9 protein-coding genes are annotated in these 12,932 nt (G+C 67.6%); 5 read left to right on the top strand and 4 right to left on the bottom strand.

Translation table 11 applies throughout. The features are described 5' to 3' along the window. Positions 1-42: 42 nt before the first annotated feature. From VIR09_RS26125 to uvrA, 3 genes are all read right to left on the bottom strand, one after another. Complete coding sequence (locus tag VIR09_RS26125) at positions 43-675, bottom strand: aminotransferase class IV family protein (protein ID WP_332015501.1); 633 nt, start codon at positions 673-675, stop codon at positions 43-45. Positions 676-765: 90 nt separating this feature from the next. Next, positions 766-1,902, bottom strand: coding sequence for an aminodeoxychorismate synthase component I (locus tag VIR09_RS26120; protein ID WP_332015500.1), 1,137 nt, complete (start codon positions 1,900-1,902; stop codon positions 766-768). A 5-nt stretch (positions 1,903-1,907) separates the two neighbouring features. Beyond that, positions 1,908-7,670, bottom strand: a complete 5,763-nt coding sequence (gene uvrA / locus VIR09_RS26115) for an excinuclease ABC subunit UvrA (protein WP_332015499.1) — start codon at positions 7,668-7,670, stop codon at positions 1,908-1,910. A 242-nt stretch (positions 7,671-7,912) separates the two neighbouring features. On the opposite strand from uvrA, the gene VIR09_RS26110 reads away from it, so the two are divergent. From VIR09_RS26110 to VIR09_RS26095, 4 genes are all read left to right on the top strand, one after another. Beyond that, positions 7,913-8,698 (top strand): IclR family transcriptional regulator, encoded by a 786-nt coding sequence (locus VIR09_RS26110; protein ID WP_332015498.1) that lies wholly within the window; start codon positions 7,913-7,915, stop codon positions 8,696-8,698. 22 nt (positions 8,699-8,720) lie between these two features. Beyond that, the gene (locus VIR09_RS26105; RefSeq protein WP_332015497.1) at positions 8,721-9,371 is read left to right on the top strand and encodes a bifunctional 4-hydroxy-2-oxoglutarate aldolase/2-dehydro-3-deoxy-phosphogluconate aldolase; all 651 of its coding nucleotides are present in this window, start codon (positions 8,721-8,723) and stop codon (positions 9,369-9,371) included. Further along, positions 9,364-10,296, top strand: a complete 933-nt coding sequence (locus VIR09_RS26100) for a sugar kinase (RefSeq protein WP_332015496.1) — start codon at positions 9,364-9,366, stop codon at positions 10,294-10,296. The genes VIR09_RS26105 and VIR09_RS26100 overlap by 8 nt, the downstream gene beginning before the upstream one ends. Positions 10,297-10,522: 226 nt before the next feature. Continuing rightward, positions 10,523-10,651 carry a hypothetical protein gene (locus tag VIR09_RS26095; protein WP_006226408.1) on the top strand — a complete coding sequence of 43 codons (129 nt, stop codon included), beginning with the start codon at positions 10,523-10,525 and terminating at the stop codon, positions 10,649-10,651. 100 nt (positions 10,652-10,751) lie between these two features. On the opposite strand, the gene VIR09_RS26090 is transcribed toward VIR09_RS26095, so the two are convergent. Further along, positions 10,752-11,732: a LysR family transcriptional regulator gene (locus tag VIR09_RS26090; protein ID WP_332015495.1), complete on the bottom strand. Its 981-nt coding sequence runs from the start codon at positions 11,730-11,732 to the stop codon at positions 10,752-10,754. Positions 11,733-11,957: 225 nt separating this feature from the next. Between VIR09_RS26090 and VIR09_RS26085 the strand changes: the two genes are divergently transcribed. Continuing rightward, positions 11,958-12,893: a glycosyltransferase family A protein gene (locus tag VIR09_RS26085; RefSeq protein ID WP_332015494.1), complete on the top strand. Its 936-nt coding sequence runs from the start codon at positions 11,958-11,960 to the stop codon at positions 12,891-12,893. Positions 12,894-12,932: the final 39 nt, after the last annotated feature.

Here is a 12,932-nt window from a genome sequence, read left to right as displayed (position 1 = left end):
GGTGGTGGTCGACGAGTTCGCCGACTAGTGCTTGCGCGCGGCTCAGGCCTCGCGCAGCGTCACGGGGAACCAGCCGCGCAGCGCATTGGACAGGCGGATTTCCTCGGCGGCGTGCAGGTCGGCCAGGGTCAGGACGCGTTCTTCCACGTTGCCGGTGTCCAGCAGTTCGGCGCGCAGCACGCCCGGCAGGCAGCCGCTGTCCACGGGTGGCGTGTACCAGTCGCCGTCCAGGCGTAGATAGACATTGCTGCGGCTGCCTTCGCAGAGTTCGCCGCGTTCATTCAGGTAGAGCAGATCGAAGATATGCGGATGCGAGGGCAGCCATTCGATCGTCTTGGTGTACCAGGGGCGGTAGGTGGTCTTGTAGCGCAGCAGTGGTTCGGAAGAGCGCAGCGCTTCGGGCGCCAGCATGGCTTCCTGCAAGGCGGGCAGGGGCGGCAGCGGCGCGGTCTGGATGTTGCGGCTGCCGTCGCGCGCCACCAGCAGGCGCAGCCGGTGCGGGCCAGGGGTGGACAGGCCCAGCGCGGTGATCATGATGTCGGCTTCGACGGCCCGGCCGCCCCAGCCGTAGCCCAGTGCCTTGCAGGAGGTTTCCAGGCGCTTGAGGTGGCGCGCCAGCAGCGGCACGCGTCGTTCGGCATCGACCAGGATGGTCTCGATCAGTTCGGGTTGCATGGGAGTCTCCTGGTGTGTAGATGCGCTGCCGCCGCGCTCTATCCTACTACCGATGCGCGGGCGGTTGTCGCGGGCGCAGGGCAAGCGGCTTCAGGCCCGCAGGATCCGGGCTTTCCAGTGGCATTCCTGCCATTCCTCGGCCGGGTCGGAATCGTGCACGATGCCCCCGCCCACGCTGTAGACGCCATGTCCGGCCTGGTCCAGCACCAGGGTGCGGATCGCGACGTTCAGCGAGAAGTCGCCGTCGGGCGCCAGCCAGCCGATGCTGCCGCAATACAGGCCGCGCGGCGCCGCTTCCATCTGGCGGATGCGGCGCATGGCCGCGACCTTGGGGGCGCCGGTGATGGAGCCGCAGGGGAACAGCGCGCGCAGCACCTCTTCCAGCGACGCCTGGGGCGCCAGCGCCGATACCGTGGACGTCATGGTCCAGACGGTGGGATAGCGCTCCAGCGAGAACAGGGCGTCGACCCGCACCGAGCCCGGCTCGGCCAGCCGGCCCAGGTCGTTGCGCAGCAGGTCCACGATCATCAGGTTTTCGGCGCGGTTCTTTTCGCTGGCCAGCAGCGCCTGGCCCAGCCGTTCGTCCTCGGCTGGATCGGCGTGGCGCGGGGCCGTTCCCTTCATCGGGCGAGTGGTCAGGCGCGGGCCGTCGCGGCGCACGAACAGTTCGGGTGAAAACGACAGCACCGTGCGTTCGCCGTCCTGGATGTAGGCGCCATGCGCCACCGGATTGCGGGCGGTGATGCGCCGGTACAGCGTGGCCGGGTCGCCCTGCAGCTGCAAGTCCAGCGGCTGGGTGTAATTCACCTGGTAGAGCTCGCCGTCGCCGATCAGGCCGCGGATGGCGTCGATCTGGCGCACGTAGTCCGCTTCGGTCATGCGCGGCGTGGGCAGGCTGATGGCGGCGGGCGCGCTGCCGGCGTCCGGCGCGTCCCAGGGCGCTTCGTCCTGCTTGTGTTCGAACACCAGCGCCGTCAGGCGTGGTTTGCCGTCATTGCGCGGCGGCGTCCAGGGGCCGGCGGGCGGCGCCACCGCGGCCTCGGGCAACAGCCATTCGCCGAGTTCGTAATCCAGCAACAGGGCGATCCAGCGCCCCTGCCGCCGCTGCGCCTCGATGGCGGCCAGGGCGGGGGCGACCTCGGCTGCGCAGCGCGCCTCGATCCGCGAGCAAAAGCCCTCGAACCGCAGCGCGCGGCCAGCCAGCCGGTCTTCAAAACGACATTGCATGCTTCTTACTGCTGTTGATGGGCCAGGAATTCCTTCAGGACCCGGCCCGTGTGGGAATGGTCGCTCAGGGTCATGACGTGTTCGGGCGAGCCTTCGCCCACCAGCTTGCCGCCGCCCGTGCCGCCTTCGGGGCCCAGGTCCAGCAGCCAGTCGGCCTCGGCGATCACGTCCAGGTTGTGCTCGATCACCACCACCGTATTGCCGGCTTCCACCAGCCGGTGCAGCACGTGGATCAACTTCTCCACGTCGGCCATCGACAGGCCGACGGTGGGCTCGTCCAGCACGTACAGGGTGTGCGGGATGCGCGAGGCGCGGCCGGTCTTGATCAGGCCGTCGGTGAGGCGGGCCTTGGACAGCTCGGTCACCAGCTTGATGCGCTGCGCTTCGCCGCCCGACAGGGTGGGCGAGGGCTGTCCCAGCGTCAGGTAGCCCAGGCCCACGTCCTGCATCAGCTGCAGCGGGCGATGGATCTTGGGGTGCGCCGCGAAGTAGCCGATGGCGTCGTCCACTTCCATGGACAGCAGCTCGCCGGCGTTCTTGCCGCGCATCTGTGTGCTGAGCGTGTCGTTGTTGAAGCGCGCGCCGTTGCAGGCGTCGCAGGGCACCTTCACGTCCGGCAGGAAGTTCATCTCGATGGTGCGCATGCCCTGGCCTTCGCAGATCGGGCAGCGGCCGTCGCCGGTATTGAACGAGAAACGCGCCGCCGTCCAGCCGCGCATGCGCGCTTCGCGGGTATCGGCGAACTGCTTGCGCACGTCGTCCCAGAAGCCCACGTAGGTGGCCGGGCACGAGCGCGGCGTCTTGCCGATGGGCGTCTGGTCCACTTCCAGCACGCGGTCGATGGCTTCCCAGCCCTTGATGTTCTCGCAGCCCGCCCAGCCCGGCGACTTGCCTTGCGAGACGGCCTGCATCAGGTTGTCCAGCAGCACTTCGCGCGCCAACGTGGACTTGCCCGAGCCCGACACGCCTGTCACCACGCTCAGGCGCCCCACCGGAATCTTCGCGTCCACGCTGCGCAGGTTGTGCAGGCGGGCGCCCTTGATCTCGATCATGGGCGTGTCGGCTTCGACCGGCCGGCGGCCTTGCAGCGGATGCTGCAAGGGTTTGGCCAGATAGCGGCCGGTGACCGATTCGGGCGCGTCGATCAGGTCCTGGGCGCTGCCCTGGGCCACCACGCGGCCGCCGCGGATGCCCGCGCCCGGGCCGATGTCGATGATGTGCGAGGCGCGGCGGATGGTGTCGTCGTCGTGCTCCACCACCACCAGGGTGTTGCCGTTGCCTTCCAGGCGCGCCAGCGCGTCCAGCAGGATGCGGTTGTCGCGCGGGTGCAGGCCGATGGTGGGCTCGTCCAGCACGTAGCAGACGCCCTGCAGGTTGGAGCCCAGCTGCGCGGCCAGGCGGATGCGCTGCGCTTCGCCGCCGGACAGCGTGGGCGCGGCCCGGTCCAGCGCCAGGTAGTTCAGCCCGACCTCCTGCATGAAGTTGAGGCGACCGCGGATTTCCGTGAGGATGTCGCGGGCGATCTCGCCTTCGCGGCCGCGCGCCACCAGCCCGGTGAAGAAGGTATGGGCGTCCGACACCGGCAGCGAAGCGAGTTCCGCGATGGACTTGTCGCGCCAGCGCACGGCGCGGGCCACCCGGTTCAGGCGCTCTCCGTCGCATTGCGTGCAGGCTTTGGCCTCGCCCTCGTACCAGGCGTTCCAGGCGGTTTCCTCGCCGGTCTGCTCTTCGTCGAAGCCTTGCAGCTGCAGGCCCGTGCCAAAGCAGCCGGTGCACCAGCCATGCTTGGAGTTGTACGAGAACAGGCGCGGATCCGGCTCGGGGAAGCTGGTGCCGCAGGACGGGCAGGCGCGCTTGACCGAGAAGTGCTGCTGCTGCAGGTCGCTGTCCAGCGCCTCGTGCAGCTTGTTCACCGGCCAGACCACGGACATGACGCCCTGGCCGTTTTCCAGCGCGCTCTTGACCGCGGCGCGCAGGTCGGCCTCATTGGCGGGGTCCACCACCACGTCCGCGACCGGCAGCTCGATGGTGTGTTCCTTGTAGCGGTCCAGGCGCGGCCAGGGGGCGACGGGAATGAACTCGCCGTCCACGCGCAAGTGGGTGTGGCCCTTGGAGCCGGCCCACTTGGCCAGATCCGTGTAATAGCCCTTGCGGGCCGTGACCAAAGGCGCCAGCAGGCCGATGTGCTCGCCCCTGTGCTCGCGCAGCAGCCGCGCCACGATCTGGTCCGTGTTCTGCGGTTCCACCGCGACGTTGCAGTCCGGGCAGTACTGCGTGCCCAGCTTGACGTACAAGAGGCGCAGGAAGTGATGGATTTCAGTCATCGTGGCCACGGTGGACTTGCGTCCGCCGCGGCTGGTGCGCTGTTCGATGGCGACGGTGGGCGGGATGCCGAAGATGGCGTCCACGTCCGGCTTGCCGGCCGGCTGCACGATGGCGCGGGCGTAGGCATTGAGCGATTCCAGATAGCGGCGCTGCCCTTCGTTGAACAGGATGTCGAAGGCCAGCGTGGACTTGCCCGAGCCGGACACGCCGGTGATGACGGTGAATTTGTCGCGCGGAATCTCCACGCTGACGTTCTTCAGGTTGTGCTCGCGGGCGTTGCGGATCTCGATCGCCATATTGGCCTGGCGGCGCTCGCGCACGAGCGATTGCAGCGGCCTGCCCACCTCCGCGGCGTAGGCTTCGCCCGGCTCGGCGATGCGGGCCGTCAGGCCGGCCTGTTCGACCTCTTGCGCGTCGGCGTCGCTGCTCACGACCACGTCGGCCGGCAGGATGCTGACCTCGTAATCGCGCAGGGCGGCGCCGGTGTGCGACTTGGGGTTGTCCATCAGGTCCTGCGGCGTGCCGGTGCCGAGGACCAGGCCACCGGCGTCGCCGCCTTCCGGGCCCAGGTCGATCAGCCAGTCGGCCGCGCGGATCACGTCTAGATTGTGTTCGATGACCAGCAGCGTGTGGCCGGCGGCCAGCAGCTTGCGGAACGCGCGCATCAGCCGCGCCACGTCGTCGAAGTGCAGGCCGGTGGTGGGTTCGTCGAACAGGAACAGGCTGCCCTTCTTGGCGACCTTGGCGGTGGAGATGCCGCTGCGTGCCGCTTCGGCCAGGTGGCCGGCCAGCTTCAGGCGTTGCGCCTCGCCGCCCGACAGGGTGGGCACGGGCTGGCCCAGCCGCACGTATTCCAGGCCCACGTCGGCCAGCGGCGCAAGACCTGTCTGCACGTCGCGCAGGCCCTTGAAGAAGTCCAGCGCCTCGCTGACGGTCATCTCCAGCACTTCGTCGATCGACGCGCTCTTGCCCAGGTGTTCGACGCGCACTTCCAGCACTTCGGGGCGGAAGCGCTTGCCGTCGCAGTCCGGGCAGCGCAGGTACACGTCGGACAGGAACTGCATTTCCACGTGCTCGAAGCCGGTGCCGCCGCAAGTGGGGCAGCGCCCGTCGCCGCCGTTGAAGCTGAAGGTGCCCGCGGTATAGGCGCGCTCGCGCGCCAACGGTGCCTGGGCGAACAGCTTGCGGATCGCGTCGAACGCGCCCACGTAGCTGGCCGGGTTGGAACGGGCGGTCTTGCCGATGGGAGTCTGGTCCACCATGACCACGTCGGCGATCTGTTCCGCGCCCAGCAGGCGGTCGAAGGCGCCGGGCGATTCAGACGGCTTGCCCTTCTGCTTGAGCAGGGCGGGGTAGAGCACGTCCTGCACCAGCGTCGACTTGCCCGAGCCGGACACGCCGGTCACGCAGACCAGGCGGCCCAGCGGCAGTTCGACCGAGACGTTCTTCAGGTTGTGCGCGTTGACGCCTTCCAGCAGCAGGCGCGGCGTGTTCGCCGCCACCGGCATGGGGCGTGGCGCTTCCACGCGCTGGCGGCCACCCAGGTAGTCGCCCGTCAGCGTGCGCGCCGCGCGCAGTTGCGCCGGCGTGCCATCGAAGACGATCTGGCCGCCGCGTTCGCCGGGGCCTGGGCCGATGTCGATGATGCGGTCCGCGGCCACCATGACCTGCGGGTCGTGCTCCACCACCACCAGGGTGTTGCCGGCGTTGCGCAGACGGTGCATGACTTCGACGACGCGGTGCATGTCGCGCGGGTGCAGGCCGATGGACGGCTCGTCCAGCACGAACAGGGTGTTCACCAGCGAAGTGCCCAGCGCCGTGGTCAGGTTGATGCGCTGCACCTCGCCGCCCGACAGCGTGCGGCTCTGGCGGTCCAGCGTCAGATAGCCCAGGCCCACGTCGCACAGGAACTTGAGCCGCGCACGCACTTCGGTCATGAGCAGGTCGGTGGCGGCATCCAGCGCGCCCGAGAACGACAGCGTGTCGAAGAAGATCCGCACGCGTTCGATGGGCAGCAGCATCACGTCATGGATGGACAGGCCGCCCAGGCCTTCGAGTTGCTCGCGGCTCCAGTTGGCGCCCACGGGCATGAAGCGCTTGTAGCGGCCGTCCGCCGGCGGCAGCACGGTGTCGGCTTCCTCCCGGGTGCCCAGGCGCCAGAGCAGCGCGTCGGGCTTCAGGCGCGCGCCGTTGCAGGTGGGGCAGGGCGTGTAGCTGCGGTATTTCGACAGCAGCACGCGCACGTGCATCTTGTAGGCCTTGGTTTCGAGCCAGTCGAAGAAGCGCTGCACGCCGTACCACTGGTGCTTCCAGGCGTCGTTGCCGCCCTTCCAGTCGGGCGTGCCGTAGAGCACCCAGCGCTTGTGCTCCTCGCTCATGCTCTTCCACGGCACGCCCAACGGAATGCCGGCCTTGGGCGCGTACTTCTGCAGCTCGTCCTGGCATTCCTTGTAGGATGGCGTGGTCCAGGGTTTGATGGCGCCTTCCAGCAGCGTCTTGTTCTCGTCCGGGATGACCAGGCCGAAATCGATGCCGATCACGCGGCCGAAGCCGCGGCAGGCTTCGCACGCGCCCAGGGGCGAGTTGAACGAGAAGCTGCTGGGCAGGGGATCGGTGTATTCGATGTCGCAGTCGGCGCAATGCAGGCGGTCGCTGTACTTCCAGATGTGGGCATTGCCGCCTTCGGCGTCCATGACGTACACGGCCAGGTGGCCGGCGCCCATGCGCAGCGCGGTGTCCAGCGCTTCCATGATGCGTTCGCGCTCGGTGCCGGCGAAGCGGAAGCGGTCCTGGATCACATGCAGGATGCGGCGCGATTCGGTGCTGCTCTTCGCGGCCTTGGCCTTCTTGGCGCCCTTGGCCGGGGCGGCCGCGCGCGGCGCGGCGGTTTCCTCGGCATGCACGCGGGTGTAGCCCTGCTGCTCCAGGAAGCCGCGCACTTCTTCTTCGGTGAAATTGGCAGGAACGGCAATGGGGAAGGTCACCACCAGCCGCGGGTCGCCGGCAGCGGCGGCGCGTTCGGCCAGCGAGTGGTAGACGGAGTCCGGCGTGTCGCGCCGCACCACCTTGCCGCAGCCGCGGCAATACAGCTTGGCGCCGCGCGCGAACAGCAGCTTCAGGTGGTCGTTCAGTTCGGTCATCGTGCCGACCGTGCTGCGCGAGCTGCGCACCGGATTGGTCTGGTCGATGGCGATGGCGGGCAGGATGCCTTCGATGCGGTCCACCTGCGGCTTGTCCATGCGGTCCAGGAACTGGCGCGCATAGGGCGAGAAGGTTTCCACATAACGCCGCTGGCCCTCGGCGTACAAGGTGTCAAAGGCCAGCGAACTTTTGCCGGACCCCGACACGCCGGTCACGACGACCAGTTCGCCGGTGGCGATGGTCAGGTCCAGGTTCTTGAGATTGTTCTGGCGGGCGCCAACGATGCGAATTTGGGAGCTCATGGACGGTATCGTAGCCTGAGGGGAGAGGCCTGCCCGAGCGACAACCCATCGCTGGTTCCGAGCGCGGCGATATGGAATAATTGACTATATTGTGAGTCGCGCGTCCAAAATGTGGACAATCATGCGGCTCACTAGCTGTACAAATAAACAGTATCGCAGATTCGTCTGACATTCGCGCTGTTCGGCTTGCACATTCTGCTGATTCATTGCTAAAGGCTTGTCGCCCTTAGTTGGAGACATACTTGCTGGAAACCAAGGTCCCGGGCGCTGCGGCGTTCGCCAAGTTCATGACGGTGCTGCAGGCGGTGGCGGATGCGCCCCAGCCGCCCACGGCCGCGTCGCTGGCGCGCAGCTGCGGTTATCCCCGGCCCACGGTTTACCGCATCGTCGCCGCATTGGCTGAGCAGGGCATGGTGGCCGAAACCGGTGGCGTCTACCGCCTGGGGCCGCGCCTGATGTCGCTGGCCAGCCGGGCCTGGTCGCAATTCGACCTGCGCGCGGCGCTGGCGCCCGACCTGCAGGCGCTGCGCGACGAAACCGGCGAAACCGTGCATCTGGCGGTGCCCGCCGGGCACGAGATGACTTACATCGACAAGCTGGAAAGTCCCGGGCCGGTGCGGATGGCCTCGCGCGTCGGGGCCTCCGTGGCGCTGCATTCCAGTGCGGTCGGCAAGGCCTACCTGGCGGCGCTGGATCAGACAGCGCGCGAGCGTCTGCTGCGCGAGTTGCCGCTGACCGCTCGCATGCCCGGCACCGTGACCGGGCTGCCGGAACTCCGCGCCGTGCTGGATGTGGCCGCCGCCCGCGGCTACGCCACCGACGACGAGGAAAACGAGCCTGGCATCGTCTGCTACGGCGTGGCCCTGTGCGATGCGGCCGGGCGGCCCGTCGCCGGCGTCAGCGTCAGCACCCTGCTGTTCCGGCGGCGCGAAAACCCGCAAGCCGCCTATATCGAACCCTTGCTGCGGCTGCGCGACGCCGCCGCGGCCAAACTCGCCGTTCTGCCGCCATCGTCCGGCGGCGCCTGACCGTCTGCCACCAAGGAACTCCATGACCGCATCCGCCGCTCCCCGCGCCTCCAAGCTTGCCGCCCTGCTGGCCGCCCGCGTCGTCCCCGTGTTGCGCTACACGGACGCCGCCACCGCCGCCTACGCCGCCGAAGTCGCCGTAGCCGCCGGCTGCACCACCCTGGAGCTGACCTGGACCATCCCCGGCGTCACCGACCTGCTGCGCGCGCTGCGCGACAAGCACGGCAGCGCGCTGCTGCTGGGCGTGGGCACCGTGCTGGACGAACACCAGGCGCGCGAGGCCCTGGTCGCGGGCGCGGACTTCCTGGTGTCGCCGGCGCTGGCCACCGACATCGTCGATCTGGCGCACGCGGCCGACGCCCTCTGCCTGCTGGGCGCCTTCACGCCCACCGAAGTGCTGGCGGCGCGCCGCGCGGGCGTCGATGTGGTGAAGATATTCCCGGCCGACACGGGCGGCCCCAAGCACCTGGCGGCGCTCAAGTCCGTCTACCCGGACACCATCTTCTGCCCCACGGGCGGCGTCACGCAGGACAACATGGGCGCGTACTTCGCCGCCGGCGCCGCCATCGTGGGCATAGGCAGCAACCTCTATGACAAGGCGGCGTTCGCCGCCCGCGACACCGCTGCCCTGGTGGCGCAGATCGTCCGCACCCGGGAGGCCGCCCATGGCTGATTTCGATATCGTCGCGCTGGGCGAGCCGCTGGTCGAACTGAACCAGACGCACCAGGACCAGCGGCAATACCTGCAGGGCTTCGGCGGCGATACCTCCAACGCCGTCATCGCCGCGGCGCGGCAGGGCGCAAGCTGCGCCTATCTGACCCGCGTCGGCAACGACGCCTTCGGCCAGCAGTTCCTGGACTTGTGGCAGGCCGAAGGCGTGGACACCTCGGGCGTGCAGGTGGACGAGCAGGCGCATACCGGCCTGTACTTCGTGCAGCACGGCCCGGACGGCCACGCCTTCAGTTATCTGCGCCGCGGTTCCGCCGCCAGCCTGATGACGCCAGCCAGCCTGGACTCGGGCCTGATCGAACGCGCCCGCTACCTGCACGTGTCGGGCATCAGCCTGGCGATCAGCACCAGCGCCTGCGACACCGTCTTCGCCGCCATCGAGCGCGCGCACGCGGCTGGCGTCCAGGTCAGCCTGGATTCGAACCTGCGGCTGCGCTTGTGGCCGGTGGACCGCGCCCGCGCCGTGCTGCGCGAGACCATGCGCACGGCCGACCTGTTCCTGCCCAGCATGGATGACATGCAGCACCTGACCGGCAACGACGATCCGGAACGCACGCTGGACTGGATCCGCGATGCCGGCGCTGCCGGGGTGGTGGTGCTGAAGCTGGGTAAGGATGGCTCCATCATCGACGATGGCCGCCAGCGTATCCCGGTGGCGGCCTTGCGCGTGGACGCGGTGGACGCGACCGGCGCGGGTGATTGCTTTGCGGGCAGCCTGCTGGCGCGCCGCTGCCAGGGAGATTCCTGGGAGGATGCGGTGCGTTACGCCAATGCGGCTGCGGCTCTGTCCACCCTGGGTTATGGCGCAGTCGATCCCTTGCCGCGCCAGGAACAGGTCCTGGAACGGCTGAAGAGCATTTCGGGCTGATCCGGGATGCGGCCGGGGCGGGGCTCCTGCCTTTCCAGCGGGGCAGGAGTGTGATCCGCCCCTGAATACATCGGATAGGTTGGAAGCGTGGCGGAAACGCCGCATTTTCGCGCCATTGGCGCGGCCCGTGCATTTCAGGCTAAAATGCCAAGTTACCCGAATTTTCCGCCAGCCCAGTATCCGGTTGTGCGGGCTTCACTACCGCAAATTCAACAGGAGAATCAACATGGCTGAACGCAAACGCGTGCGTCGCAACACCCTGGAACGTCGTTGCCTGGGCAAGGCTTTCAAGCGCTTGTTCGTCAAGTCGCCCAAGGGTGTTTTCAAGATGCTGGAAAAGATCAAGCGCGTCTAATCGATGCGTCCGGCCGGGATTCGTCCCGGTCCGATAAAAAACCCGCCGGTGCGCCGCGCGGGTTTTTTTTCGTCGGCCCAAGGTCTGGGCGGCGCCATGTCTACTCGTGGTCCTGGGGCGGGCCCAGCTTGGGCAGGATGAAATCCATGAAAGCCCGGGTTTTGGCCGGTTGGATGCTGGACGGATACACCACGTAGATCGAAATCGGATCCACCTTCCAGCCCGGCAGCACGCGCTTGAGCGAATTGCGTTTGATGATGGGGGCGAGCGCATGGCAGTGCGGCATGCGCGTAATGGCCAGATCCAGGCCCGCCAGCGTGCCGGCGATGCTCATATTGTTGGCCGCCAGGTGGCCGCTTACCGGCACGCGTTCGCTGACCGCGCCGCGGTGCAGCGTCCAGTGCGAATGCGCGGCATCGATGGCGGTGCGCAGGCACTGGTGCTGAGTGAGATCGGCGGGAACCTTGGGCTCGCCGTGGCGCGCAAGGTAGCGGTCGGAGGCATACAGGTAGCTGTCCAGGGAAACCAGCTCCTGCACCACGGCGCCGCTGTGCACAGTGCTGTTGCCATTGCCATTGCCGTTGTCGTAGCCGGTGTCCGCTGACGTCCGCGGATGATGGGAATCGTTGCCGAAACGCAGCACCACGTCGAACGGCGTGCCTTGCGCGTCGGACGCCGTCATCATGCTCAGGTCGAACTCGCACTCCACTTCCGGGTAGCGGTCGGTGAAGTCATTGATGGTTTCAGGCAACAGCCACATCGCCAGGCTGTAGGGCATGGATACCCGCAGGTTGCCGGACGGACCGCCGGACAGCGATTGCAGTTGCTCGTGCGCCAGGCGGGCCTCGTCGATCAGGCCCTGGCAGCGCCGCATATAGGCCGCGCCAGCCTCCGTGAGATCCAGGCGGCGCGTGTTGCGGTTGATCAGGCGCAAGCCGATGGCGCGTTCCAACTCGTTGATCCGACGCGACAAAGTCGAAGTCGGCATTTCCAGCGCGCGCGCCGCCAGGCTGAAGCTTTTACGCTTGGCAACCTCGACGAACAAGGCGATGTCATTGAGCTGGACGGTCGAGGCTTCCATAGGCATTCCGGTTTTGGCCGCCCGAGTGTACCGCCACTACGGCGGACGTCCCAAGATCGGCGCGGGCTCTCCGAGTCCTATAAACCGCGGGTTTTGTCAGATTTGATTGCAAATTCGCGCGGCACGGGGCAAGTTCGTGCGGGCATATCCCCTAAACTTCAGGCGAAAACACCAAAACCAAGACCGCAGCGCTTGCACGACGCATCGCAAAGGGGCTCAGTGGGCATGACCGACACACCAACTTTTTTCACTGTTTTGACGCCCACCTACAATCGGGCGGGCACGCTGCATCGGGTCTATGAGTCGCTTTCCCGGCAGACTTTCCGGGATTTCGAATGGGTCGTGGTGGACGATGGTTCCACCGACAACACCCACGAATCCATCCTGGAATGGCAGGCGCGTGCCGATTTTCCGATCCGTTATTTCTGGCAGAACAACCGCCACAAGAAAACCGCCTTCAACCGCGGCGTGCGCGAGGCGCGCGGCGAACTCATCGTCGGTCTGGACAGCGACGACGAGATGCCGCCCGACGCGCTGGCCACGTTCAAGGAAGCCTGGGACAGCATTCCGCCGGCGCGGCGCGAATCCTACGTCGCCGTGACGGGCCTGTGCGCGCGTCCGGACGGCAGTATCGTCGGCGACCGCTATCCCCAGGACGTGTTCGACAGCACGGCCGTGGACGTCTATTTTCGCTACCGCATCAAGGGCGAGAAATTCGGCTGTATGCGCACCGACATCCTCAGGAAGTATCCCTTCCCCGAGGATGTCGCGGGTTTCGTGCCCGAAAGCCTGGTGTGGTGGGCGATCGCGCGCGCGGGCTACCTCAGCCGCTTCATCAACCGCGTGGTACGCACCTACCATGACACGCCCGGTGGCCTGAGCCAGGGCGCGGTCTCCGTGTCCAGCAACGCCCAGGGCCTCTACCTGCTGGCCTGGGACGTGCTGCAGCACCACCTCGAATTCTTCCGCTACCGGCCGCGCGAGTTCATCATGGCGGCGGCGCGCTACACCCGCTTTCGCCTGCATCTGAAGCACTCGGGCGTGCCAACGGCGGTGCAGGCCTACAAGCTGACCAACCCGGTGGCGAAGTTCATGGTTGCGGCCATGTGGCCGCTGGGTTATGCCTTGTACCGCCGCGACAGGCGCCGCGGGGTCGCCTAGGGGCCGCCGCGCAGGCAGGCCTCGGTGGCCGGCGCTTCA

It is taken from the genome of Achromobacter sp., assembly GCF_036567245.1.
Classification (GTDB): domain Bacteria; phylum Pseudomonadota; class Gammaproteobacteria; order Burkholderiales; family Burkholderiaceae_B; genus Achromobacter.
This window is presented reverse-complemented; position numbering and strand designations above follow the sequence as displayed.